At 61.8% G+C, this 24,114-nt stretch carries 22 protein-coding genes; 10 read left to right on the top strand and 12 right to left on the bottom strand.

The window, feature by feature from the left end:
• Positions 1-6: 6 nt before the first annotated feature.
• The 4 genes from PQR08_RS09775 to PQR08_RS09760 all read right to left on the bottom strand — a co-directional run bounded on the left by PQR08_RS09775 (position 7) and on the right by PQR08_RS09760 (position 3,863).
• Positions 7-1,407: an MmgE/PrpD family protein gene (locus PQR08_RS09775; protein WP_187603526.1), complete on the bottom strand. Its 1,401-nt coding sequence runs from the start codon at positions 1,405-1,407 to the stop codon at positions 7-9.
• Positions 1,404-2,750: an MFS transporter gene (locus PQR08_RS09770; protein ID WP_284509228.1), complete on the bottom strand. Its 1,347-nt coding sequence runs from the start codon at positions 2,748-2,750 to the stop codon at positions 1,404-1,406. Before PQR08_RS09770 ends, PQR08_RS09775 begins: the two co-directional genes overlap by 4 nt.
• 175 nt (positions 2,751-2,925) lie before the next feature.
• Positions 2,926-3,429, bottom strand: a complete 504-nt coding sequence (locus PQR08_RS09765; protein ID WP_086968128.1) for a MaoC family dehydratase — start codon at positions 3,427-3,429, stop codon at positions 2,926-2,928.
• 155 nt (positions 3,430-3,584) lie between these two features.
• Complete coding sequence (locus tag PQR08_RS09760) at positions 3,585-3,863, bottom strand: DUF3253 domain-containing protein (protein WP_250487350.1); 279 nt, start codon at positions 3,861-3,863, stop codon at positions 3,585-3,587.
• A gap of 273 nt (positions 3,864-4,136) precedes the next feature.
• Here PQR08_RS09760 and PQR08_RS09755 point away from each other — a divergent pair, with 273 nt between their 5' ends.
• A complete protein-coding gene (locus tag PQR08_RS09755) occupies positions 4,137-6,317 on the top strand; it encodes a TonB-dependent receptor (protein WP_250487349.1) in 2,181 nt (726 codons plus the stop codon).
• A 175-nt stretch (positions 6,318-6,492) separates the two neighbouring features.
• Positions 6,493-6,795 (top strand): protealysin inhibitor emfourin, encoded by a 303-nt coding sequence (locus tag PQR08_RS09750; protein ID WP_238211749.1) that lies wholly within the window; start codon positions 6,493-6,495, stop codon positions 6,793-6,795.
• 97 nt (positions 6,796-6,892) lie between these two features.
• Here the strand turns inward: PQR08_RS09750 and PQR08_RS09745 are convergent, their stop codons facing one another.
• The 3 genes from PQR08_RS09745 to PQR08_RS09735 are packed head-to-tail and all read right to left on the bottom strand — an operon-like array spanning position 6,893 to position 8,852.
• Positions 6,893-7,237, bottom strand: coding sequence for a hypothetical protein (locus PQR08_RS09745; RefSeq protein ID WP_250487348.1), 345 nt, complete (start codon positions 7,235-7,237; stop codon positions 6,893-6,895).
• Between the two features lie 46 nt (positions 7,238-7,283).
• Entirely contained in the window at positions 7,284-7,517 is a 234-nt protein-coding gene (locus PQR08_RS09740; RefSeq protein ID WP_222946346.1) for a hypothetical protein, read from the bottom strand.
• Between the two features lie 30 nt (positions 7,518-7,547).
• On the bottom strand, positions 7,548-8,852 hold the full coding sequence (locus tag PQR08_RS09735; protein ID WP_309297513.1) for a M4 family metallopeptidase: 1,305 nt from the start codon (positions 8,850-8,852) through the stop codon (positions 7,548-7,550).
• 659 nt (positions 8,853-9,511) lie between these two features.
• Here PQR08_RS09735 and PQR08_RS09730 point away from each other — a divergent pair.
• Positions 9,512-10,198 (top strand): helix-turn-helix transcriptional regulator, encoded by a 687-nt coding sequence (locus PQR08_RS09730; protein WP_250487347.1) that lies wholly within the window; start codon positions 9,512-9,514, stop codon positions 10,196-10,198.
• Between the two features lie 564 nt (positions 10,199-10,762).
• Here PQR08_RS09730 and PQR08_RS09725 read toward each other — a convergent pair.
• Positions 10,763-12,280 carry a P-loop ATPase, Sll1717 family gene (locus PQR08_RS09725; protein ID WP_250487346.1) on the bottom strand — a complete coding sequence of 506 codons (1,518 nt, stop codon included), beginning with the start codon at positions 12,278-12,280 and terminating at the stop codon, positions 10,763-10,765.
• A 264-nt stretch (positions 12,281-12,544) separates the two neighbouring features.
• Here PQR08_RS09725 and PQR08_RS09720 point away from each other — a divergent pair, with 264 nt between their 5' ends.
• A complete protein-coding gene (locus tag PQR08_RS09720) occupies positions 12,545-13,312 on the top strand; it encodes a C1 family peptidase (protein WP_238289249.1) in 768 nt (255 codons plus the stop codon).
• Between the two features lie 48 nt (positions 13,313-13,360).
• Positions 13,361-13,690, top strand: a complete 330-nt coding sequence (locus PQR08_RS09715) for a protease inhibitor I42 family protein (RefSeq protein WP_250487345.1) — start codon at positions 13,361-13,363, stop codon at positions 13,688-13,690.
• Between the two features lie 21 nt (positions 13,691-13,711).
• On the opposite strand, the gene PQR08_RS09710 is transcribed toward PQR08_RS09715, so the two are convergent.
• From PQR08_RS09710 to PQR08_RS09695, 4 genes are all read right to left on the bottom strand, one after another.
• Positions 13,712-14,527, bottom strand: coding sequence for an AraC family transcriptional regulator (locus tag PQR08_RS09710; protein ID WP_250487344.1), 816 nt, complete (start codon positions 14,525-14,527; stop codon positions 13,712-13,714).
• 258 nt (positions 14,528-14,785) lie between these two features.
• A complete protein-coding gene (locus PQR08_RS09705; protein WP_250487343.1) occupies positions 14,786-15,274 on the bottom strand; it encodes a helix-turn-helix transcriptional regulator in 489 nt (162 codons plus the stop codon).
• A 424-nt stretch (positions 15,275-15,698) separates the two neighbouring features.
• Positions 15,699-16,796 (bottom strand): transglutaminase domain-containing protein, encoded by a 1,098-nt coding sequence (locus tag PQR08_RS09700; RefSeq protein WP_250487342.1) that lies wholly within the window; start codon positions 16,794-16,796, stop codon positions 15,699-15,701.
• 278 nt (positions 16,797-17,074) lie between these two features.
• Entirely contained in the window at positions 17,075-18,655 is a 1,581-nt protein-coding gene (locus PQR08_RS09695; RefSeq protein WP_250487341.1) for an isocitrate lyase, read from the bottom strand.
• A 443-nt stretch (positions 18,656-19,098) separates the two neighbouring features.
• Between PQR08_RS09695 and PQR08_RS09690 the strand changes: the two genes are divergently transcribed.
• The 5 genes from PQR08_RS09690 to PQR08_RS09670 all read left to right on the top strand — a co-directional run bounded on the left by PQR08_RS09690 (position 19,099) and on the right by PQR08_RS09670 (position 24,102).
• Complete coding sequence (locus PQR08_RS09690) at positions 19,099-19,233, top strand: hypothetical protein (protein ID WP_255503495.1); 135 nt, start codon at positions 19,099-19,101, stop codon at positions 19,231-19,233.
• 52 nt (positions 19,234-19,285) lie between these two features.
• Positions 19,286-20,821, top strand: a complete 1,536-nt coding sequence (locus PQR08_RS09685; RefSeq protein ID WP_250487340.1) for a hypothetical protein — start codon at positions 19,286-19,288, stop codon at positions 20,819-20,821.
• A 125-nt stretch (positions 20,822-20,946) separates the two neighbouring features.
• Positions 20,947-21,837: a FecR domain-containing protein gene (locus PQR08_RS09680; protein ID WP_250487339.1), complete on the top strand. Its 891-nt coding sequence runs from the start codon at positions 20,947-20,949 to the stop codon at positions 21,835-21,837.
• Positions 21,834-22,712 carry a Tll0287-like domain-containing protein gene (locus PQR08_RS09675; protein WP_250487338.1) on the top strand — a complete coding sequence of 293 codons (879 nt, stop codon included), beginning with the start codon at positions 21,834-21,836 and terminating at the stop codon, positions 22,710-22,712. The genes PQR08_RS09680 and PQR08_RS09675 overlap by 4 nt, the downstream gene beginning before the upstream one ends.
• A gap of 1 nt (position 22,713) precedes the next feature.
• Positions 22,714-24,102: a serine/threonine-protein kinase gene (locus PQR08_RS09670; protein ID WP_250487337.1), complete on the top strand. Its 1,389-nt coding sequence runs from the start codon at positions 22,714-22,716 to the stop codon at positions 24,100-24,102.
• Positions 24,103-24,114: the final 12 nt, after the last annotated feature.

Below are 24,114 nucleotides of genomic sequence, written 5' to 3'. Positions count from 1 at the left end.
TACGTCTTACGCGAGCGCGTGCGCCAGCGTGCGTGCCGGATGCGCGTCGAGCGAAAGCACCGCTTCGCAGATGCGTTCGGCGGCATCGCGCGAAACATTGCGCTGCGCGTTGTCGAAAAACTTCGCGACGATGTCGTCGTTGGTGAGCGGCTTGTCCGACGAGCCGCGATTGATCGACTCGCGATGCGTCAGCGTGCGGCCGTCGCGCGTATGCACGATCACCTCGCCCGTGTAGTGACGCGGGTACGTCGAGTCCGGGTCCGCCTCGTGCACGACGCGCGCCGCGAGTGCGCGCACGGTTTCATCGGAGAGCGCTGCGGGTTCGAGATCGTCGAGCGTGAAGCGGCCATGCAGCAGCCCGGTCGCGACGATGTACGGAATGCTGAACTGCGCGTCGTAACTATTCGAAGGGTTCTGCTTCGGCGCGACCGGCTCGCAGACGATCGGGATCGTCGGGCCGGGCACGCGCACGATCACGCGCTCGATATCGCTCGCCTTCAAACCATGCGCGCGATGCAGCGCGATCGCCGCATCCGACGATGCATGCGTGAAGTGGCACGCGGGAATCGGCTTCAGCGCAACGCCGTCGATTTCCCATGTTTCACCGAGTCCCGCCGTCGCGATGTCGATATCGCCCGCTTCGAGCGACTGCTTCATATAGAGCGCATAGAGACCGAAGCGGCCTTCATACGCCGCGCCCGGACCGATATAACCATGCTTCGCGAGCGTCGCGGAAGTTGCGCCCGCGACCGCGGCCCATCCCGGATGCAGACGCTTGGTCCATGCGCCGTCTTGCAGAAATTCCAGATTGCCCGATGCCATCGACAGCACGATGCCTTGCGCATGCTGCGCCTTCTCGACCGACAAACCGAGCAGACGCGCCGCGCCCAGCGCGCAGCCGAACGCGCCTACGAGTCCCGTCGGATGAAAGCCCGCGTTATGGAAGCCGCTCTTCGCGGCGGAGCCTACGCGCGTCGATACCTCCATCGCGCAGAGATAGGCGGTGAGCAGATCCGCGCCGCTCGCGTTCTCCCGCTCGGCGAGATTGAAGGCGACGGGCAACGCGCTCGCCGTCGAATGAATCACGCCGCGTGCGTGGGTGTCGTCGAAATCGAGGCTGTGAATCAGCAGGCCGTTGAGCAGCATCGCATCGCGCAGGGCGAGCTTTTGCTCGTGTCCGAAGACCGTCGCTTCGCCGCTGCCGAGTTCCTGCATCGCGGCGAGCGTCGAGCTTGCGTACGGCAGCTTCAGCGTCGCATAGGCGAGGCCGATGCTGTCGAGGATCAGATGCTTCGCGCGTTCGCGCACGCGCTCTGGCACGTCGCTCAGTTGCAGATGCGTCGTAAAGGAAGCCAGGCGCTGCGACACCGTTTGTGCCTGCTGCTGAATCTCGTTGCGTGCATTCATCGCGCGGCTCCCTGATGGTTGAGCGACAGATCGTTGGCGGCGGGCTCCTCATCGGGCGAGACGTCTTCCAGCGAGAACTGGTTCGCGTCCACGCCGAGACTCAGCACGGCGATCACGAGCAGGATCAGGACGCCCGCGACCATGCCGAGCACGCCGAACAGCCCGAGTTGCGCGTACAGGATGACCGCCGCATACGAAGTGAGCATCGACGCGACGCGTCCACATACGCCCGCCACGCCCGTGCCGCGCAGACGCAGCGCGGTCGGGAACAGTTCGGGCACATAGCCGAACAGACCCAGCGTGACGATGCCGAAGATGCAACTCACGAGCGTGAAGCCCACGACGGCGATCGCGGCATTGGCCGTCATCTGCGGATAGACGAAGCCCAGCACGATGGTGATGACGCTAAAGAACACGAGTCCTTTCGCGCGGCCCAGCCGATCGGCGGTCACGTAGCCGAGCACCGCGCCGAAGGGCGCACCGAAGGACATCAGCGTCGTGAAGCCGAGCGAAGTCACGATGTCGCGACCTTCGCGCACGAAGAAGGTCGGCAGCCACGCGACGAAGCCGTACACCGCGACGTTCACCGCGACCGCCGTCAACGCCGCCGTGAGCGTGCGGCCGATCATCCCGCGGCGAAACAGCGCCGACAGCGGCACGCTCGGCACCTGAAGGTTCTGCGTGCGCGGGACATCGGACAGCGGGCCTTTGCGCGCGGCGACTTCGGCTTCGATGGCGCTCACGGTTTCTTCCGCTTCCTGCGTGCGTCCGACCGATTCGAGCCAGCGCGGCGACTCGGGCATGCGATGACGCAGCGCCCACACGATCACCGCACCGATGCCCGCGATGCCGAACATCCAGCGCCAGCCGAGATGCGGAATGACCACATAGCCCACGCTCGTCGCGATCACGAGGCCCGAGTTGACGATGAGGCCGAGCAGCGAGATCCAGCGTCCGCGATACGCGGGCGGAATGAATTCGCACAAGGTGCCCGCCGCCACGACCAGTTCCGCGCCGAGCCCGATGCCCATGACGAAGCGCGCGCCGATCAGCCATTGGATGTTCGGCGCGAATGCGGCGACGAACGACATCAAGCCGAAGAGCGCGAGATTGAACTGATACGAAGAGCGGCGGCCGAAGCGGTCGCCGAGATAGCCGGACAGGCCCGCGCCGATCACCATGCCGAGAAAGCCCGACGAGACGAACAGCGCGTTGAGTTGCAGCGTCGAGAAGCCCGATTTCAGCATCGCGGCGGACACGCCGCCCGCGAGATAGACATCGAATGCGTCGAGGCACGCGCCCGCGCTGATGAGACCGAGAATCTTCCAGTGAAAACGCGACATCGGCAGCCGGTCTAGCCGGGCGCCCGAGCTTACGTAATGACTCACAGTTGTCTCCAGTACTGTGACGATGAACCGTCGCGCCGCCGCGTGTCGTCGTTGCCGAGCGGTCTTGTAGGCGAAACGGAAACGGAACGCCGGCGGCATGGCGCCGGCGGAATGGGCCAGGTCTGCGAACTCAGTCTTCGGCGGTGCCGTGGCCGCGCTTTGCGATCAGCGCGGTACGGATGAAGTCCATGACGGGCTTGCCGTCCTGATTGAATGCACGCGTATGCACCGTGACGACGCCCTGCGTCGGGCGTGATTTCGATTCGCGCACTTCGAGCACTTCCGACTCCGCATACAGCGTGTCGCCCGCAAAAACGGGACCCGTCAGGCGGATTTCCTTCCAGCCGAGATTGGCGATCGCCTTGCCGCTCACGTCGTTCACCGACATGCCCAGCACGATCGCGACGGTCAGGCCGCTGCTCACGAGGAGCTTGCCGAACTCGCTCTTCGAAGCGTGATGCGCGTCGCAGTGCATCGGGTGGAAGTTCATCGTCAGCAGCGAGAACTGGATGTTGTCCGCATCCGTGATGGTGCGGCCCGGGCGATGCTCGTAGATATCGCCGACGGTGAACTCTTCCAGATAACGACCGTAGCTGGCCCGGTAACGCTGTTTGCCCACTCTGTCCGAATGCATGCTTCACGCCTCCTGTCTTAAACGTTGCTTTGTACGGACAAAGTATCGTTTGTGACGGCGGTAGCGTCAAGTTGGAATGTGTAGCGGTAAACCCTTCCTGCGATCGGAACGGCGACGGCTCGGCCAGTGGTGGACGTAGTCAGCAACGATCGCGTTCATTCCGGCGCAATGAATTTCGGTCCACGTCGCAACCGGATCGGGCCATGAATCCTCGACTCGGGGTTCAATCGCGTTCCTCTTTGCGTGATCAGGATCCGCTCCTCAAGCGCAAGCCTCGCAGCGACTTGCCTTATCGACGGCATCAATGCTCGCCATCCGTCTTCATCGCGAACTAAAGCACGCGCGACATCCGATGGACAAATCGAGGCCGTCGTAGCGCGCCTGCCGAGCAGCTCCAGCATGCATTTCTCGATGTCGACGTTCGTTACGGTCATGGCTGTCTCGTGCTCTCGTGACTGACGGTCCTGTTCTACAGCACCGTCCAGGAACATGGCCGTTTGAAATGATCGAGTCAATCGCGAGGGTCGACATCAGTTCTTTGGGCACTGCTTTGCACCCGTCGCCTCGCCACAACACTTTCTGATACGACAAATCGATATATGTACCGTTCGTTTAATTTCTTGGCCTACAATCGCGAATAATTCGCATTTACATATTTTCGCTTACAACCCAACCAAGAAGAGTCTGGCCTTATGTCGCAACGGGGAATGCACCAAGAAACTCATCGGCGCACTGCGGTGTCATGGGCGGTCGACCGCCTGTTCGTCGGATTGATCGCCGCAACCGCACTGCAGGCGAACGCCTACGCGCAGAGCCCGGCCGACGGCACCGACGGTACCGCATCGCAATCGACGGCGCTGCCCGCCATCGTGGTGAAGGGCACCGCCGAGGCTGGCGACCTGCCCGCGCCCTACGCGGGCGGACAAGTTGCGCGAGGCGGCAGCATCGGGGTTCTCGGGACATCGAACGTGATGAACCAGCCGTTCGACACCACCAACTACACCGAGCAGATGATCCGTGACACACAGGCGCGCACCATCGCCGATGTCGTCACCAGCAATGCCTCGGTGCGCGCGGAACAGAGCAGCGGCGGTTTCGGCGATGTCTTCCAGATTCGCGGCTTCGATGTGCAACCGACCGATGTCGCGCTCAACGGTTTGTACGGCATGGTCTCGGCGGCGCGCGTGCCCGTGAATCTGCTCGAGCGCGTGGAAGTGCTCGAAGGCCCGGGTTCGCTGATGTACGGCATGGGACCGGGCGGCAGCGTCGGCGGCGCGATCAACATCGTCACCAAGCGCGCCGACGATACCCCGCTCACGCGTCTGACGGCGCTGTTTCAGACCAAAGGCCAGTTCGGCATCGCCGCCGATGTCGGCCGCCGCTTCGGCGACGAAGGCCAGTGGGGCATCCGCTTCAACGGACAGATCAAGGACGGACAGACGGGCATCGCGCACGGCAATCAGCTTCAGGGCGACAGCGCCATCGGGCTGGACTATCGCGGCAAGCAACTGCGCTGGTCATTCGACGCCTACAACGTCTCCGAAAACACCGACGAGTTCCGTTCGCAAATCGGCTTCGGCACAGCGACGGCCGTGCCGGCGGTGCCGTCGGCGTACAACAACCTCTATCCGGGCTCGAAGCTGAAGCTGCGCGATTCGGCCGTCATGACGCGCGCCGAGTACGACATCAACAAGTACGTGACCGTGTACGGCGCGGCAGGCGAACACTACGGCACGTCCGAGCAGAACTTCCCGTTCGCGAGCGGCATGACGGCCGCGGGCGCCTTCGACGTCGCGAACGGTTACTACGATCAGTACACCCGCACGAAGACCGTCGACGCGGGCCTGCGCTTTCACTTCGATACCTTCGGCGTCAAGCACACGCTCGTCACCGGCGTCACGAGCCTGAACCAGGAGATCGGCTATTTCTATGCGCTGTCGTCGGATTCGGTGGCGTCCAATCTCTACAGTCCGACGCCGCTCGCACCGGTGGGCATCCCGCGCGGCGACATGCAGCGCAGCAGCCAGACGCGCCTGAACAGTCAGCAGATCATCGATACGATGTCGTTCCTCAACGATCGCGTGCTGATCACGGGCGGCTTCCGCCGTCAGACCATCGGGCAGGACAACTACGATCCGACCACGGGCACGCAGCAAAGCTCGATCGATCAGCAGGCGATCACGCCGCTCGCGGGCATCGTGGTGAAGCCGCTGTCGAACATTTCGGTGTACGGCAACTTCACGTCGGGTCTCAGCAATGGCGGCACCGCGCCGGCCGGCACCGCGAATGCAGGACAGGCATTCGCGCCGTACAAGTCGAATCAGTACGAAGCGGGCGTGAAGGCGGACTGGGGCCGCGTGATGACGTCGGCCGCGATCTTCCAGATCTCGCAGCCGAACGCCGTCACCGATCCGACGACGAACATCTACGGCTACAACGGCAAGACGCGCGTGCGCGGGCTCGAACTGGCCGCTTACGGCGAGGTATATCGCGGCCTTCGCATGATGGCGAGCGCGACGTTCTACGATCCGAAGGTCTCAGGCACGGCGGGCGGCACGCAGGACGGCAACGATCCGGGCGGCGTGCCGAAATTCGCCTTCAACCTCGGCGCAGACTACGACCTGCCGTGGGTTGCGGGGCTGAGCGTCAATGGCCGGATCATCCATACGGGCGCGCAGTACTACGATTCGAGCGACACGTTGCGCCTGCCGGCGTGGACGCGTTACGACGTCGGTGTGCGTTACGGAATGCGGATCGCGCAGAAGGACGTCGTGTTCCGCGCGAACATCGAGAATCTTTTCGGTAGCCGATACTGGATTCAGCAAGGCACGTACGTGATGAATGCCGCGCCGCGCACGTTGCTGCTTTCCGCGCAGATTGATTTCTGATTGCGATCTGTGTATTGCGGTTCGCCGTCATGACGCGAAGGTGGCGGCCAACCAAAAAGCGGGCGACGAGGGCCGCAAACAGCAAAGGGCCCCGATACCCGACAAAACGCGCCCGGCATTTCTATACTGGAAAGGAGCTTTTCAAACGCACAAGTGAACCTGAAGGGAGCACGCGATGCACGCGGAACTGACAACCGACGGTGGCTGGACTGCCGGCGTTCCCGGCCTGGCGAAGCCGATGGTTTTGAACGAGACAGAGCTTTCGGCTGGCGAAAACGACGCGTTCGCCAGGCTGGTCGCGGCTGCCCGCGCAGAGAGATCGATCGCGACAGAAAGCACGAAGATCCCGGACGGCCAAAACCACCAAATCGTGATCGTCGATGGAGATGCGCGAACCGTGCTCAGCGCGGCCGATCCGTCGCCGCCGCCTGAATTTTGCGCGCTGATGCATTTCATCAGGGAGCACGGGCATCGATAAGGATGGAAGCGACAGCCGGTTTAAAGCATCGACAGCTCGGCTCGAATCAAAATAAAACTGGCGCCTGATCCAGGCGCCAGTTTCTTGAAACGCGATCTTATTTCGCGCCTTTCTTTCCAGCCGTTTGCGCCTCCTCAGGATGGGGCGGCGGCGCTTCATCACTGCCTCCTGAAAGCCCCGCCGGATTCAAATCCGGGGTCGGCGGAGCCGACGTTGCTTCCAGAAATCCAGCGCCGCCAGAAAATGGAGTCGGGATTTCCTCGTGCGCACCGGCCGCGCGCGACTTCATATCCGGGAAAGGAATCGAACTGTTCAAGCCGGTATGCATGACTGCGTCGGAAGAAGGAGTCGGAGCGGCATCTCCCCCGAAAATATCCTTGACAGTCGTGCCACTCCCGTCCTGACCAAATTCAATCTTGATCGTAATGGATGATGGGTTCATGAGAATGGGTTCCTTTTCATGCAACGCTGCGAGCGTCTTTACGGGTTCAGTTCAGATATAGCGTATAGAGCTGCCCCGTGGCGTCGTCGTATGAACCCGACACCGTTCGTCCGCTGATTTTCGCCGCATTCAGCATGACGAACATATTGGAAACGCCGTCCGTGCTGATCGGCTGGGGCTTTCTCCAGGGCTGCGTTTCGATCAAAGCCCATGCGTTCATCGAATGCGGGCTGCAAAAAGTCATGCTGACCTTGACGTTGGAAAAGTTCACGTATGCCATGATAAATCCTCCTTTCACTATACTCGTTACTTACACGGAATAAGCCTGATAGATGGTCGTGCCATCGAGGTACACGTTCACCCTGGCGTTGACGCTTTGCGCATCGACCAGCAAGGCGAAGGTATTCGTGACACCGTCCGGCGTCAGGGATTGAACCTTTCTCCAGCCGTTGTCCTGGATGTATGCCCAGGCGTTCATGGAGTGCGGGCTGGTATAGGTCGACAAAACCGCTTTATTGTTTTGCCATGACACGATCGCCGCGACATTAATGCCGACTTGCTGCCACGCCTGCACGACAGCATTGCCAACGGTCGCGCCGTAAAGCTTGTTCGCGTTGTCGACGGTGAGATTCGCGAAATCCTGAAATTGCGCGGAGGCGGAAAGCCGGCTATCGAGCAGCGTGTTGTACCAGATATGGCCTGCCCTATCCCACGAGTTTCCACCCAGTGCAATCGACGTAAGATAAAACGCCTTGTTCGGAATGCCGGAATTGATATGCACCCCGCCGTTATCCGACGTCGTATTGACATACTTGCTCATGTGATCCGGCTGAGGATCTTTCCCCAGAACCGGATCGTCGTAAGCCGTGCCGGGAGCCTTCATCGACCGCAACGCAACGCCCTTCACGCCCGCGGCCAGCAGACCCGCTCCGATGAGCCAGTCGGCCTGCGCCGATGTCTGCCCGAGCGCGTATTGCTTCACCATCGAGCCAAAGACGTCCGAGACCGATTCGTTCAAGGCGCCTGACTGGTTGCTATAAACGAGCTTCGCGGTGTATTGCGTCACGCCATGCGTAAGCTCGTGCCCCATCACATCGATGGCGATGGTAAATCGGTTGAACAGCTTGCCGTCGCCGTCGCCGAAAACCATTTGCGAACCGTTCCAGAACGCATTGTTATATTTGACTCCGTAATGGGTCGTTCCGATCAGATCCATTCCGGCATTGTCGATCGAGTTGCGCTGGAAGATGTTGTTATATAAATCGAACGTGGCGCCGAGACCGTTATATGCCTCGTCGATTTCCGCATCGCCGGATGCTCCCTGTCCTTCGCTTCGGACGAGGTTTCCGGGGAGACCCGTGCCATTGGCGGCGGTATAGATTTTCCGGCTTTTATGCGCGGCGCCGGCAGTTTCATCGGCAGCCTGAGCGGGGCCCGCTTCGCCTACCAGACTCAGGCGCTCCAGCCGCATTTGCTCGGTCAGATGCAATGTTTGCGCGGCGGCAATGCGCTGCTCCGCATCGCCGTTCTTTATAATCGCCTCGAGCATATGAGGCGGAACAATGCCGCATCTGCATCGATATTGGCCGTGGGCCACTGGGTCATCGCATTTCATACTGCCTCCTTGGTCGAGCGGTAGTGCAAATGGACCTGAACGAAACTGCCGACATTTTTCGGAACTCAACTCCCCTTGCGACGAACGCGCTGGAGTGCCGGCCCGGCTAATGCTCCCTCGTGCTTGCTTTTTCAATATTCAAATTGGAATGAAACAGCGCATTACTCCAGGGCGTGCCACACGCCTTGGGAAATAAGCTTGGTGTTTGAACGTGCGGCAGCCCTTCAGGTGCTTCCGAACGCGCACGTATCTCGGCCCCGGCATTATTCCTCCGGATCTCGTCGTTTCACTCGTATATCTGGAATCTCGTTGGGATGACTAAACGCTTTCATCTGGACTCTGCTTAAGCGCAGTGTAATGGAAGCGTTTGCGGTTCCGTTATAACAATCATGCTACTCGCTATGACTATTGTGCTTTTATCTCTTTGAGTGCCAATGCCTCAATTTTCGGTATGTGCAGACTGAAAAGCTATGGATAATCGACTTTCGCACCTTGCCCCCTCGATCTGGCTCCCTCTTTCAGAAGGGATTGCGTTTTTGGTCGGCGACTTTATGATCGCTATCACGTGCATTCGGCCAGGCTTGCCTGAAACCGGCGCGTTGCTTGCGCTACGGATTTCGCAGTTCTTTCGCAGCACATGGAAGGCAGGAGAAACGGCAATGAAAATCGTGTGGGCAGACAGTCACGAGCTTCACTGCATCGCGCTCGCGCACTATCTTGAACTGAACGCGGAAGAGCTCGGCATGGCGTGCATCAAGGTCGTGCCGGTCTTCACATTTGCGCGTGCGATCGAAGAACTGACCCGCGATCCACCCCCCGACTTCGTGTTTCTCGATCTCGATCTCGACGACGCGCCGCGTGGCGCCCGCACCCTCGAACAACTTCAGGCTCACAACCGGCACAATGTTCCCGTCGCCGCGTGGATGACGCACGGGCATATCGACGATCAGGCCGTCGAAACCATACGCACGTGCCTCGGCGATCACGCGGCGCAAGGCATTCTGGTGGGACGCAACGATCATCGGCATACGCTGAACGGCCTGCGACGCATCCTCGCCGGCGACCTCTGGATTCCCGATGCCGTCCTGCGTCGCCTCACATGCACCCGCCTCGACGAGCGCATGCGCAATCCGCACGGACTGTCGCCGCGCGAATGGGAGGTCGCGCGTCGTATCGGGCGCGGCCTGTCGGGAAAGGAAATCGCGCGTGAGCTCGACATCAGCCCAGGCCACGTCAGGCAGGTCTCATGTGCGATCTACGACAAGCTGGGTGTGCGCAACCGCACCGAGGCCGCGATCCGCGTGAATGAACTCGCGGAGAAGGAAGTGGAGAAGTGCGCGGGATAAACAAGAAAGCGACGAGAGCATGAGGCTCTCGTCGCTTCGAGTGTCCTGCTTGCCGCGTGTGTGAATTGACAAATGTCGCCGCCGATATGGCCGACAACTTCTTCGTGACCTTCTCAGGCACGCATGCCACCGTCTTTAATGTTCCTTCCTCAGGCCATTGAGATGGCTACAGAAAAGATGGCGGCACGGGGCGCCATCTGTCAACTGCTCTGCATCTTTGCAAAACTGCCGGGCCATTGGGTGCCGACATGGCGCCCTGCCCGAATTCCTTCACGGGCGCCATCGGTTTCATGCAGTCGGCTCGAATTAGGCCTTAGCAAGACTCGTGTCGCAAACATTTTGCTCTCCTTAAAACTCTGTCTCCCGACTCGTCGCACGTTTTGATCGCGAGGTCATCTCGACAATGGGGACTATCATCACGCATCCGCGGCGCGTGGGGAAGTGCCATATGTTCGCCCGCGTTGCGCACGATATGAGGCTACGCCTGCTCGGTCGGCAGCCGAACATATGCGATGCGCATTGAAGTTATTTCACACCGGGCCGCGCATATCGCGAACCTGCGGTTCAGCGGATGCGCAACGCCCTTCTGTACGGCGCCTGTATTTCCCAGTCCATGCCGTCGTCGGGATTGGCGTCCACCTGCAGCAGATCAGGGCGCATCTCGTAGGTCACGAACGCGACGCCGTCAGGACCGACCTCCGCCGCACGGCCCACGAGAAAGCCGCATCGGAAGAGGAACTGGGAGATCTGCATCGAATGCCGGTAAGGAGCGCCGTCGATGTCGGGAATGGACTTGGCGCTCTTCGTGCGGACGTACGCCTGCGTGATCTTGCGGCCGAGTTCCGTTGTGGTGTAACTGCGCTCGCCATTGCTGAAAATCTCGATCAGCTTTCGCAGGTCCGCGAACTGGTGTCCGTGCTCGTTGTAAAGATCAGCGAGCCGCCGTTTCCCGAACTCCGGCATGATCTCGTTGATCTCATTGACGCCGATCCGGGCGCTGTTATTCACCACAGCCCTGTTGCCGGCGAGCCGGCAGAGCTGAGCCATCCATCGCGGTCTGCCACCGGCGAAAATTCGCAGCACGTTGATAGGCGGAACACCTTCGCTGCCCCACTTGAATCTGCGGGCAAAGACGAGTTCGGTGAGCGCGTCGGCGTCGGCCGCAATGGTCCAGTTCTTCGCGATGCTGCAGGCGGGATACTCGCGCTGCACATAGGCATGAATCCGTTTGACGACGATATCCTTCTGCTGGTTCGTGGTCCACGCAATGTCGCAAATGTACTGCTCGAACTTGTCGAGATCTTCCACGCTGGTCAGACCCGACCATACGTCGCTCCTGACCGTGGCGCGAATCGAGATGCCGTTGATCTCACGAATCAGGCTCCTGCACGCGGAAAAGAACGAAGCAACATAAGCCTGCTGAGCGGGCACGTTTCTGAACCGGGTGTCGATGTCGTCGAGCAGGAACCAGACATCCCGCGCATCGCGCTCCGCATCCTGCATGCGCTTGAGCATCTGGTCATGGTTCTGCACCGGGATGGACTTCTGCGTGATCTCGATCGCGCCGAAGAGGCTGATCTTGCCGAGCAGACGGCTCGTGAGCGCCCCGACGAGGCTCTTGCCTCTGAACCCCGCCAGCTCGGCGGTCTCGACGAGCGTGATGTCGTCGTCGCGCCAGGCGAATCCGATCGACTTGGCGATTTCGAAATTGATCGCGCGGCAAATCACCTGTTTCCAATAGTTCTCGAGCATCACCGCAGTGTCGCTGTCCGGCGGTGCCAGCATGCCGGCGAGCGTGGACGGCACCACATTGACGATGAGCGGCTTGCACGGCAGTGCAGCGAGGTCGTGCGCGAACTTGGCGAGCAGCGCCGATTTGCCCATGCCTTTACGCGCCCGCGCCACCTGAAGACGAACGTTCGGGTCGAGGAACTCACCGAAGGCAGGCTGGTTCACGAAATACGAAGTGAGGACATCGATGTTTTCGTCTTCACCCGCGTCATTGCCGAACAACGTCCTGTCGTTCAGCCTGATCTGAACCTCGGTGGTGTCGCTGCCGCTTGAAGGCGTCGAATTGCTCATGACTTCATGCGCCCCGCTCGGATGTGAACCGGCCCGTTCACGCAGCATACGCCACGCACTTGTCCCCGGCAACGTGGCGATTCACCCGACATCGCATCGGCAGCACGATTCTCCTATTCATCCAGCAGGATCGTACTAACGCGGCCCGCGCGTGCCGCCGTATTCTTTGCCGTGCAGCCGCCGGACGGTCGCGATGAACATCGCACGCGAACCGTCGACCGCGTGCGCGCGACCTCGAATGATCGACTTCCAAAGGAGACTGACATGGCATTCAAGACCAAGCACTACGGATGGGTGCGAGACCTGCCCGACCACCGGGACCATCTTTACGCTGCGCCCGTCACGCGGCTCGCGGCGCTGCCCGCCAAGGTCGACCTGACCGCCCAATGTCCGCCGGTCTATGACCAGGGCAGCCTCGGCAGTTGCACGGCCAACGGTATCGCCGCGGCGCTGCAGTTCGACCGCATGAAGCAGAACCTCCAGCCGCCCTTCAATCCCTCGCGGCTCTTCATCTACTACAACGAGCGCGTCATCGAGCACACGGTCGACTCGGACAGCGGCGCAATGATCCGCGACGGATTCAAGTCCGTGGCGAAGCAAGGCGATTGCCCCGAAACCAGCTGGCCCTATGACATCGGCCAGTTCAGATCGAAGCCGCCGAAAAACTGCTACACGGAAGCGCTGAAATACAAGGTCGTGCAGTACTCGCGCCTGGTGCAGAACCTGAACCAGATGAAGGGATGTCTCGCCGACGGCTATCCGATCGTGTTCGGATTCAGCGTCTACGAGAGCTTCGAGAGCGCCGAGGTGGCGCAGACCGGCATCGTTCCGATGCCCTCGCCTCAGGAACAGCTGCTCGGCGGGCACTGCGTCGTCGCCGTCGGTTATGACGACGCGCAGCAGCGCTTCATCGTCCGCAATTCATGGGGCGAGAGCTGGGGCAAGAACGGATACTGCACGATGCCCTATGCTTACCTCACCGATACGGACCTGTCGTCCGATTTCTGGACGATTCGCCTCGTCGCGGCCTGAACGGTCGCGTCCGTAGATCACGCATCGAGATCCGGAGCAAGCACGCCCATGCGCAGCACGACTGTCACGCAAACGGACTCGGGCCGTACCGTCGAACTCGAGTTCGATGATGAACTCATCGTCGAGCTCGATGAGACGCCGGCCACGGGCTTTCGCTGGACGCTCGCCAGAAGCGCCGACGGCGTGCTGACGTCGCGCGGGTCCGGCTACATCGCGGGGCAGGGTCCGCCCGGTGCGGGCGGCATGGCGAGATGGGTTTTCGTTGCGAGCGGCGCGGGCAACGCGCGGATCGTGCTGAACTGCGTACGCGCATGGGAAAAGGATCCTTCGCCCTGCTCGACCTTCGAGCTTGACGTCGATGTTTCTCCTCGCCCCTGAGATCGCGGCCGCGCCGCCCTTTTACGCAGGCATCGGTGATGCCTGCTGTCGGATCGCGCCGGCCTGAAACTCGGTCGGACACAATCCGAACTCCCGGCGAAATGATCGCGTGAAGTACGAGAGATCATTGAAGCCGACTTCAAAGGCGACTTCTCCGACGAGCACATCGGCGAGGCTGAGCCGCTCGCGCGCACGATCCATGCGATAGCGAAGCAGGTAACGCCCGAAGCTCATGTGATGCTCCTTCTTGAACGTCCTGCAAAACTGCGAAGGACTGAGCCTGCATTGCGCGGCGACATCGTTGATCGTGATCCTGCCCATGTAGTGGCTCGCCACGTAAGAGATCGCCGACGATGTACGCACGATGCCCGGTCGCTCATCGGCTTTCCCGGCGACCGCGGGCCACGCTTCCCGTGACCCGCCCGGCTGAAACGTCGCGACCATCGCACGAATCGTCCTGTGCAATTCCGTTGCGCTGACCGGCTTGATGATCACGTTCCACACGCGCAGGCGTATGGCACACAGCGCCGCCATCGACGAGCCGTGCCCGACGACGATGAGTGCGGGCAGATCGGGACAGGCCTCGCTAACACGCTTGAGCATGTCGATGCTCTTCGGACCGGCGTCGCCGCCGCTCTCTTCCGCGAGTTCCACGCAGATGAAGGGCGGCGCGCAGTGTTCGATAGCTCCGACGATATGCTGCGGTTCGCGCACCGTTCTGAACTCGAATTCACCGGCTATCGAATGCGCGACGGACGAGGATGGTTCTTTCGTGAGGTCGATCCAGACGAACGCGTGTCCGTCAGAAACGCGAATCTGCTGCTGCATTTGCCGCATGATTGCCGCCCCTTCGTTGAGCCGTCGAGAGAACTTTCCGTCCTCGGACTGGCCCGATATGCAATGGATCAAACCACTGCCTGATCCGTACTTTGAACGTTCGGGGCGTTTCTTGAAACCCGCGCTTCGCGGGACTGCGGTCCCCACTTGCGCAGGGTTCTTTTCAACCACCGCATGGTTTTCTTCAATGGAGTACTGTCGATAATAATTTAGTTATCCTTACGCTAGACTACCAGTCGTGACGTATCGGCGGGAAGGCTACCCGTCCTGAGCGCCGTGCGAGTCATCGACGCGATGCATCGACATCGTCTTCAGTTCGCTAGGGCATGTGCCGAAATAGCGCTTGAATGAGCGCGCGAAATACGACATATCGTTGAATCCCACCGCATAAGCGACTTCCTTCACCAGCTCCCGGTTCGATGTCAGGCGATGCAGCGCCATCCAGAGCCGGAATCGAAGCACGAATTCCCCGAAGCTCAGATGCTGTTCCACCTTGAATGTTCTCGAAAACTGAGACGGACTGAGCCGGCACAGATCCGCCACCTCCTTGAGCGCGATCCTGCGGGAGAAGTTCTCCCGAACATGCCGGATCGCGGGTGAGGTGCGCTTCTGGCTTTCCTGTTCTTGCTCGATCTGCGCGAACCAGACCGGCTTCTGACAGGACAACCGGAGATCGGACAATGCCGGTCCGATGTCGTCGTCGGACAAGAGGTCATCGGTGCTTTCCTGTCGCGTAGTCGTGCTCATGAAGCACCTTCAACAAACGGGTGAACGGGCTATGAGGGTGATGGCAGCGTCGACGCGCGGCCACGACGAACCATGCGCGAAGCAGTTCGATCGAACGGAAGCAGGATCGAAAACGAGCCGGTCGCCGGGAGAGGGTCGCGCAGACGTACATCGCGATCAAAAGACGACTGGAATCCAGGAATTTGAATTCGTGCTGCCGATATGGACTGAAGGCCGCTCATGTATGCGCTCAATGAGGAGGCACGAGACGTCGACTTAAAGCCGCCCGTAGCGGACGCAAGGCATGACGTCTTCGCGATTATTCCGAGCACCACATCGCCTCATGCGATGCTTTGCATAAGCCCGCCCCCCGTCTCGGTATGCGAGTCACGCTCGCGACAAGAGCCTGCGCTCAAGCCGATACAAAATCACCTCGACGCCTCACTCAACGCCCCGCCACACGTATCAACCTTGCCGCCTGCTCCGCCTTCTCCACCGCTTCAACCTGCTCAACAGCAACGCGCCATTTCGGAAACACCCCAGACCTATCGACTTTCCACGGATCGCCCATTTCATCGACATACATCGCGCTCGCGCTTCGCCCAACCGCCGACGCGTGTCGCAGCGCGCCCGGCGCGGCACGTTCGAACGAACGGCTGCCCTCTTCGTTGAACACGGTCGCAATGGGCCGCCGCGCCTGGCCTGACAGACTGAGCGGCGTAGCGAGCGGTCCGGCGGGCGCGCGCAACACCGCGTCGGCGGGCTTGCGGCCGGCGAGGATCGCACCGAGCAGCATGGACGGACCGTTGGCCGTATCGTCGGATCGCTTCACGGTCGGCGCGCTCGGTGAATCGAGTGCGAGCGGTTCGCTCGCGCCGTCGATCTGCACGACGAGAATGACGTGCCAGTCGTCCGGCGTGTTGTTGTAGCGCGGCGCGAGCGACACGAGACGCAGTCGCGCGATATCGAAACCCGCGTCACGCAGCAGCAGATACTTGGCGACGGCGAAGTCCTTGCATACGCCGCTTTCGGCAAAGAACCGTGCCGGCGCGTAGTAGCTGCCATCGGTTCCGTCGCGGTAGCGCACCTCGTTGACGAGCGCATCGGCGAGCAGCGCGGCCGACGCATCGCCGGCCTTCGCGCGCTCGGCCCGCACCTGTGCAACGAGGCGGCTCCAGCCGGCAGGCTGGCGCGTCTGGTGGCTGCGCATCGCTTCGCGCAGGCGCTGCACGCGGCCGATCGCATCCGACGACGGTTCGAGCTTCTTGTCGGCAAGCGGCAAGAGAAACATCAGGTCGCCGACTTGCGCGAGTTCCGGGCGGATCTTCCGGTTGGCTTCCCACCACGTCCCGGTACGCAGACGCTCGATGCCGGTCTTCAGCGCGTGAGGCATGGCCGAAGCGCTGGAATCCTCTTCGCGCGTTCCGGGTTCGTAACTGTGGGATGCGGCTGGCAGACTCGCGGCGCCCGCGACGAACGGCAAAAGCACTGCCGCAGCGAACGTGCATCGGAGAAAGCAGAGAAGCAGTCGGGCGAGCAGCATGGGTTGACTCCGGTGTTTCGAAGCCTCCCGATGCCGTACTACGTCATTCCGCGCAAGGCAACGCTGGCTCGACACCAACATTGCATGGGACGTGCCAATTCGCCGTGTCGTTCTATGCCATTGATTAAGCGAGGAATCATCTTTGATGGACGAGGGCCACAAGCCGCACATGACGCCTGCTACCCGACAGACCCACGATATCCGTTGGCGTCACCCGCACACTTAAAAAAAACGCCAACCCGCATGGGTTGGCGTTTTGCTCGAAGTGTCGCTGCTTATCAGAACTGGTTCATGGTGTTGTCTTTACCCGCCGCCTTCAGGGCCGCTTCGCCGCTGAAATACTCCTTGTGATCATCGCCGATGTCCGAGCCGGACATGTTCTGATGCTTCACGCAGGCGATGCCCTGACGGATCTCCTTGCGCTGCACGCCAGCCACATAACCCAGCATGCCCTGATCGCCGAAGTATTCCTTGGCGAGGTTGTCAGTCGACAATGCGGCAGTGTGATAGGTCGGCAGCGTAATCAGGTGATGGAAGATGCCTGCTTCGCGCGATGCGTCGGCCTGGAAGGTACGGATCTTTTCGTCGGCGAGCTTCGCCAGTTCGGTCTGATCGTACTCCACGCTCATCAACTGGGCGCGGTCGTACGCCGACACATCCTTGCCCGCTTCCTTCATCGCGTCGAACGCCTGCTGGCGGAAATTCAGCGTCCAGTTGAACGACGGGCTGTTGTTGTACACCAGCTTCGCGTTCGGGACGACCTTGCGAATCTCGCTCACCATGCCGTTGATCTGCGCGATGTGCGGTTTTTCGGTTTCGATCCACAGCAGGTCGGCGCCGTTCTGCAGCGCGGTGACGCAATCCAGCACGCAGCGCGCTTCGCCCGAACCGGCGCGGAACTGGAAAAGGTTGCTCGGCAGGCGCTTCGGACGCAGCAGCTTGCCATCGCGCTTGATGATGACGTCGCCATTGCCCAGTTCGTCCGCCGACAGTTCCTCGCAATCGAGGAACGCGTTGTATTGGTCGCCCAGATCGCCCGGCGTATGAGTCACGGCGATCTGCTTGGTGAGGCCTGCGCCCAGCGAATCGGTACGCGCCACGATGATGCCGTCGTCCACGCCCAGTTCCAGGAACGCGTAGCGGATCGCGCGGATCTTGGCCAGGAAGTCCTCGTGCGGCACGGTGACCTTGCCATCCTGGTGGCCGCACTGCTTCTCGTCGGACACCTGGTTCTCGATCTGGATGCAGCATGCGCCCGCTTCGATGAACTGCTTGGCCAGCAGATACGTTGCTTCCGCGTTGCCGAAGCCCGCGTCGATGTCGGCGATGATCGGCACGACGTGAGTGACGTGGTTATCGATCTTTTCCTGGATCGCGGCCTTCGCAGAGCCTTCGGCCGCGTCGAGCTGTCGGAACAGGCCGCCCAGTTCACGGGCATCGGCCTGACGCAGGAACGTGTACAGCTCGCGGATCAACGCGCTGACGGAAGTCTTTTCGTGCATCGACTGATCCGGCAGCGGCCCGAACTCGGAGCGCAGCGCGGCAACCATCCAGCCAGACAGGTAAAGGTAACGGCGCTCGGTGCTGTTGAAGTGCTTCTTGATGGAGATCATCTTCTGCTGCCCGATGAAGCCGTGCCAGCAGCCCAGCGACTGCGTGTACTTGGACGGATCGGCATCGTAGGCGGCCATGTCGTCACGCATGATCTTCGCGGTGTACTTGGCGATGTCCAAACCCGTCTTGAACTTGTTCTGGGCACGCATCCGAGCGGCGTACTCGGGGTTGATGGCGTTCCAGGCGCTGCCGTTGGTTTCTTTCAGACCAGCAACTGCCTTGATGTCTTCTTGATATTGGGCCATGTGACTCTCCTGAGAGCAAAGCGCGGTTAACTAAACGGTTTGGCGTGTCGCGACGTTTGTCGAAGCGAACTGCATGACTTAATAGTACCGCCGTTTATCGGCTCTGAGTGAAGTCTTATATAAGACATAAGACATAAATTACGCTTAATTTTCAATGGGTTACACGGCAGTTTTTGCGATGCAAAAACCGTTTTCAAGCGGCAAAAAAGCACGACTGCGCAAATTGCCGGAAGATCCCGCAATGTGAAATGTGCTTTCGAATGTTGAGTGGTGGCCGCGACACTTCAGCGCCGCGTTTATTCCTTTCTCGCCCGCAAATAAAGTCCCCCTCGCACGCGGAACAAATCCTCCCACCCCGCTGTTTTGCTTTCGACGGTCGCGACATCCCACGGCGACCACGATCGCCACGATTCGCTCAGCGAACCGGCCCGACAGGAGGCATCATGCACCGCGAAATCTTTGTCCTCGAACACAACTTCTTCAGTTTCGGCTGCATCTATCGGGTGGACCTGCGCAGCCGCAGCGGCCGCCTGATCGAAAGCCGCTACGTGAAGCTGAACGATATCGCCTGGTGCTAGGACGCCTCCCCGACAGTCAATCACCACCTCAGGTTTTCGAGGAGACCTCTCCATGCCCTACGCTTATGCCCAGTTGCCCGACATCGTTGCCCACGATGAATGGCTCAGAGGAACCTCGGCGCTGCTTCAGGTACGCGGCGCCGCGCTGAAGGATCTGGATCAGCAGATCCTCATGTATCACCGCAACCGGACGGTTCATCAGTTTCACGCGCTGGTGCAGGCGTTCGAGCGCTGGCGACTCTCGGCCGGTCCCGACGACGCCTGGAGAAGCGCATCGCGCAACGGCTCGAAGTACTTCACGCTGCTCGATCAGCAACTGCACGGCAACGGCGACACGGACGCCGCGGCAGGCGCGCAGGACTTCATGACGCCGGCGCTCATCAACGCGCGCCTCGGCGTGCTGTATCTCTTCGGCAACCTGGAACTGGAAGACGACACGTTTCAGGTGCTGCTGGAAGGCGCTTTCGATATCACGAACGTCGGCCTCGGATTCGCGCCGGACACCAATGTCGCGGCGGCGCGCGCATCCGCGGTGCTGGACAACAGCGTCGTGCAGAAATCGGCGTCGCTCGCGCTCGAACAGGTGCAGAAGAAGATCAGAAGGCACAAGGAACCGACGCTCACGAAGTCGAATCAGCTCACCAACGCCACGCTCACGTTGCCGGCGTTGAGCAGCGCGGCGCAGCGGCTGTACGAGGCCATCCGCGCCAAAGTCGAGGAAGGGGCGAGAAAACTGTGGGACATGATTCGCGAAAAGGTCGCGGACATCCGTAACGATCCCGGCGGTTTCGCGCTCGACACGATGCCCGCGCTCCTGCGCAAGCTCGTCGATTTCCTGTGCGGCAAGCTGCTCGCCACGCTCGCGCCGTTCATCGGCGCGGGCCTCGATATCGCCAAGGGCATCGCCAATACCGTCGACAGCAGCATCACCAAGTATCGCGAATGGGTGCAAGGCCGCGACGTGCAACTGCTGACCGGGCATCCCGGCACCATCGTGGAAGCGATCAGGCGCGCGATGAAGCTGAGCATCGGTTCCGGCGTCTATGACCTCGTGAAAGGCGGCGCGAGCCTCGGGTTGCAGTTCGCGAGCCAGGGTGCGTCGACCATCATCGATGCGGTCGTGTCCATCATGGAAACGCTCGCGAAGGTCATCTGGAAGATCGTGGAGATCAAGCGCATCAAGCGCTTTTGCGAGCAGGCGAAGGGCTACTGGGAAGCACGCATGCAACGCGACGCGCTGCATACGCGGCCGATCGCCTTCAACGGCTGGTTCAAGCGCTATGCGGTGCCGATTCCGGCGCTCTCGGTGCTGGCGCTCAACTCCGGCATTTGCGGCGACAAGATGCACTTCCTCGCGATGTTCAAGGACGACGAGAACATCGTCACGCAGGCGGAATTCACGGCCGGCTGCAAGTACGTCGATAGCCTCAAGGTCTGGGGATCGGACTATCTGGGCGATGCGGGCTTCGCGTTCAATTCCGACGACGCGATGATCAAAGGTCTGCTCACGCTCGCCACGAGCCACACGGAAGAGCAGACCTGGGACCTGAAGGTGCGCAAGGCCGTGCTCGGCTTTCTGAACGGATAGCCCTTCGCGCATGAAATGACCGGCGCCGTTTTTGTTCCATCGATATAGGGGAAATTCATGTGGAATAGAAACCGGCGCACGGCTGTTTTCGTCGCAATACCTTCACGCTCCGAGGCATCGCCGCGATGAACGCCCGAACCCTGCTGCACACTCTCCGCTTGAGCGTCGCCCTTGCATGTCTGTGCGCGCTTCACGACGCGCAAGCGGACCAGACGATGCTGTTGCCCGAAGGAACCGTCTCGCTGATCCGCGCGACGACCGCGTTCAACGTCGATATGCCCATCGCGCTTCAGCCGGGCGATCTGCTCGCCACCGATGTACACGGCGGCGCGCAAATCGAAGACGGCGACGGCACGATCATCGCGCTTGGCGCCGACACGCGCGTCGCCATCGATGCCGCGCCGCACGGCAATGCACTCGCGCTTCTTTCAGGCTGGATCAAGATCGCACGTCCGCACGCGGGCGCGTTTGATCCCTTGTCGATCGACACACCCGCGCTGCACGCGAGCCTGCGCGATGGCTCGGCGGTGCTGCATGCGAGCCGCGACATGACTTCGCTCTTCATCGAAGCGGGCAGCATGACGCTCGCCCTGCCCGACCATGCCGACGCACATCAGCAACTCGACGGCGAGCACTACGCCGAACGCGAGACCGGCAAGCCGCTCGTTGTGGGCACGCGCCCGGCGACGTCGTTCATCGCCGCGATGCCGCTGCCTTTCCGCGATCCGCTCGCGTTATCGGCGACGCCCGCGAAGGCGAAGCCCGCCGCGCCCGCGCAGGGCCGCCCGGCAACGTATGCCGATATCGCCGACTGGCTGAGCGCGCCGCTGCCCATCCGGCGTGGCTTCGTCGCACGCTTTCGGCCGCTCGCGCAGGGCGAACCGTTCCGCGCCCAGGTGCGGCAGAACCTGCGCAATCTTCCCGAATGGCGGCGCGTGCTGTGTCCGCCTCCCGCCATGCCGCGCCGGCGCGCGGTCTCGCCCGCGCAGAACCAATCAACCGAGGTGGAGTCATGAGACTGTCGCTCGCCATCAAGTTCAATCTGGTGTTCCTCGCGGTTTTCGTCGTCGGCTTCGTGTCGGCCGGGTTCGCCGCGCGCGAGTTGCTGCGTCGCGCGGCCATCGACGAGACCGTTCAGAATGCGCGCGTCCTCATGGAAGCGGCGAGCGCGGCGCAGAACTACACCGCGACGCAAGTCACGCCGCTTTTGCAGACGCAGCTCAAATACAGCTTCGTGCCGCAATCGGTGCCGGCCTTCTCGGCGGTCGAAACGCTGATGACGCTGGAAAAGCGCCTCGCGGGCTACTCCTATCGCTCGACGATGCTGAACCCGACCAATCCGCGCGATCGTCCCTCGGACTGGGAAACGGATGTCATCCGCCATCTGCACGACAAGCCCGAGCTCAAGGAGATCGTCGGACTGCGCGACACGCCGACCGGGCAGAACCTGTATATCGCACGCCCGAACCGCATCAATGACGCCGCCTGCATGGAGTGTCACAGCGTGCCCTCGCGCGCCCCGAAAACGCTCATCGACAAATACGGTCCAAACAACGGCTTCAACTGGGCGATGCACGATGTCATCGGCGCGGATTTCGTCTCGGTGCCGATGGCGCTGCCCGTCGCGCGCAGCGATGCTGTCCTGCGCACCTTCCTCGGCTCGCTCTTCGCCGTGTTCGTGCTGTTGCTGATCGCGCTGAACGTAACGGTGCATCTGCTCGTCACGCGGCGTATCCGCGCCCTCTCGCGCGCCGCCGACGAAGCCAGCCTCGGACAACTCGACGGCGCGAACTTCACCGAGCGCGGCCGCGACGAGATCGCCTCGCTCGCCGCGTCGTTCGCGCGCATGAAGACGAGTCTCGTGGAAGCATTCAAGATGATCGAGGCATGAGGTGAAAGCCGCCGCGATGGACCCGCCGCGCATCGCGCAACTGGGCAAGTACCGCATCGACGCGGTGCTGGGCGCGGGCGCGATGGGCGTGGTCTATCGCGCCTTCGATCCGCACATCGAGCGGCATGTCGCGTTGAAGACGGTGCGCCGCGAACTGTTCGAAACCGGCGAGCGCGCGAGTCTGATGACGCGCCTGCGCAGCGAGGCGCAGGCCGCCGGACGGCTCGCGCATCCGAACATCGTCGGCGTGTACGACTATGGCGAAGCCGATGACACCGCCTATATCGCGATGGAACTCGTCAGCGGACACGCACTGAAGCCCTTGCTCGACGCGGGCCGTCCGCTCGCACTCGCGACCGCGCTCGACTGGTTCGCGCAACTGCTCGCCGCGCTCGGCTTCGCGCACGAGCACGGCGTCGTGCATCGCGACATCAAGCCCGCGAACCTGCTCGTCAGCGAGCAAGGCCGGCTGAAGGTCGCGGACTTCGGCGTCGCGCATGTCGAATCGTCGACGCTGACGCTGGCGGGCGCGATGATCGGCACCCCTTGCTATATGTCACCCGAGCAGTTCACGGGAGAGCCCGTCGATGGGCGCTCCGACCTCTTCTCCGCCGCGATCGTGCTCTATCAGATGCTCACCGGATGCCGGCCGTTCGCGGGCGCATCGCAGGCGGAAGTGATGCGGCAAGTCATGCACGAGACGCCGCGCTTGCCGTCCGTCTGCAACCCGGCGCTGCCGCCCGGAATCGATGACGTGCTGATGCGCGCGCTGTCGCGTCGTCCCGCCGCACGCTTTCAGACGGCCGATGCGCTGCGGCAGGCGCTTCAGCATGTCTCCGACGGCAGGCCCGCAACCCCGGACGACTGCACGATTCTCGAAGCGCCGACGGCGACGCCAGCCCCTCCGCTCGCATCATCGGGCACGGGCTCATGGCGCGGAGATTCGTTGCCATCGCTCACGATGTGGCCCGCCGCCACGCTCGCCTCGGTCGAGGCGCGACTTGCCGCGCAGATCGGGCCGGTCGCGCGTCTGCTTGTACGGCGTGCGGCGGCGCGTATCGCGGATGCGCCGGATCTGCCCGCGCTCGTCGCGCTGCTCGCGCCGCATGTGCCTTCCGATCGCGGCCGCGCGCAGTTCGTCGCCGCCTTCGCGGACGGGTCGGGGACGGGCACGGCGCAAGGGGCGACATCGCCTTCTTCATCGCTCGATGCGCAAGAGGTGCGGGCCGCCGCGCTCAAGCTCGCCGTTTATCTCGGGCCGATCGCCACCATCATCGCGAAACGCGAGGCCGCTCGTGCGGCCAGCCTGCGCGCGCTGTACGAACGGCTCGCGGTGGCGATCTCCGATGAACACGACCGCGCGCGTTTCCAGCGCGACGCCGGACTGTAGCGCCCGTTCACC

Origin of the sequence: Caballeronia jiangsuensis (assembly GCF_046030135.1) — a bacterium.
In the GTDB taxonomy this organism is placed as follows: Bacteria; Pseudomonadota; Gammaproteobacteria; order Burkholderiales; family Burkholderiaceae; genus Caballeronia; species Caballeronia jiangsuensis.
The sequence above is the reverse complement of the archived record's forward strand: the minus strand, read 5'-3'. Positions and strand labels throughout refer to the sequence as shown.

Coding starts and splice junctions, on each gene's coding strand:
- PQR08_RS09775 (WP_187603526.1), bottom strand. CDS start 1,407: ATGAATGCACGCAACGAGATTCAGCAGCAGGCACAAACGGTGTCGCAG.
- PQR08_RS09770 (WP_284509228.1), bottom strand. CDS start 2,750: ATGTCGCGTTTTCACTGGAAGATTCTCGGTCTCATCAGCGCGGGCGCG.
- PQR08_RS09765 (WP_086968128.1), bottom strand. CDS start 3,429: ATGCATTCGGACAGAGTGGGCAAACAGCGTTACCGGGCCAGCTACGGT.
- PQR08_RS09760 (WP_250487350.1), bottom strand. CDS start 3,863: ATGACCGTAACGAACGTCGACATCGAGAAATGCATGCTGGAGCTGCTC.
- PQR08_RS09755 (WP_250487349.1), top strand. CDS start 4,137: ATGCACCAAGAAACTCATCGGCGCACTGCGGTGTCATGGGCGGTCGAC.
- PQR08_RS09750 (WP_238211749.1), top strand. CDS start 6,493: ATGCACGCGGAACTGACAACCGACGGTGGCTGGACTGCCGGCGTTCCC.
- PQR08_RS09745 (WP_250487348.1), bottom strand. CDS start 7,237: ATGAACCCATCATCCATTACGATCAAGATTGAATTTGGTCAGGACGGG.
- PQR08_RS09740 (WP_222946346.1), bottom strand. CDS start 7,517: ATGGCATACGTGAACTTTTCCAACGTCAAGGTCAGCATGACTTTTTGC.
- PQR08_RS09735 (WP_309297513.1), bottom strand. CDS start 8,852: ATGAAATGCGATGACCCAGTGGCCCACGGCCAATATCGATGCAGATGC.
- PQR08_RS09730 (WP_250487347.1), top strand. CDS start 9,512: ATGAAAATCGTGTGGGCAGACAGTCACGAGCTTCACTGCATCGCGCTC.
- PQR08_RS09725 (WP_250487346.1), bottom strand. CDS start 12,280: ATGAGCAATTCGACGCCTTCAAGCGGCAGCGACACCACCGAGGTTCAG.
- PQR08_RS09720 (WP_238289249.1), top strand. CDS start 12,545: ATGGCATTCAAGACCAAGCACTACGGATGGGTGCGAGACCTGCCCGAC.
- PQR08_RS09715 (WP_250487345.1), top strand. CDS start 13,361: ATGCGCAGCACGACTGTCACGCAAACGGACTCGGGCCGTACCGTCGAA.
- PQR08_RS09710 (WP_250487344.1), bottom strand. CDS start 14,527: ATGCGGCAAATGCAGCAGCAGATTCGCGTTTCTGACGGACACGCGTTC.
- PQR08_RS09705 (WP_250487343.1), bottom strand. CDS start 15,274: ATGAGCACGACTACGCGACAGGAAAGCACCGATGACCTCTTGTCCGAC.
- PQR08_RS09700 (WP_250487342.1), bottom strand. CDS start 16,796: ATGCTGCTCGCCCGACTGCTTCTCTGCTTTCTCCGATGCACGTTCGCT.
- PQR08_RS09695 (WP_250487341.1), bottom strand. CDS start 18,655: ATGGCCCAATATCAAGAAGACATCAAGGCAGTTGCTGGTCTGAAAGAA.
- PQR08_RS09690 (WP_255503495.1), top strand. CDS start 19,099: ATGCACCGCGAAATCTTTGTCCTCGAACACAACTTCTTCAGTTTCGGC.
- PQR08_RS09685 (WP_250487340.1), top strand. CDS start 19,286: ATGCCCTACGCTTATGCCCAGTTGCCCGACATCGTTGCCCACGATGAA.
- PQR08_RS09680 (WP_250487339.1), top strand. CDS start 20,947: ATGAACGCCCGAACCCTGCTGCACACTCTCCGCTTGAGCGTCGCCCTT.
- PQR08_RS09675 (WP_250487338.1), top strand. CDS start 21,834: ATGAGACTGTCGCTCGCCATCAAGTTCAATCTGGTGTTCCTCGCGGTT.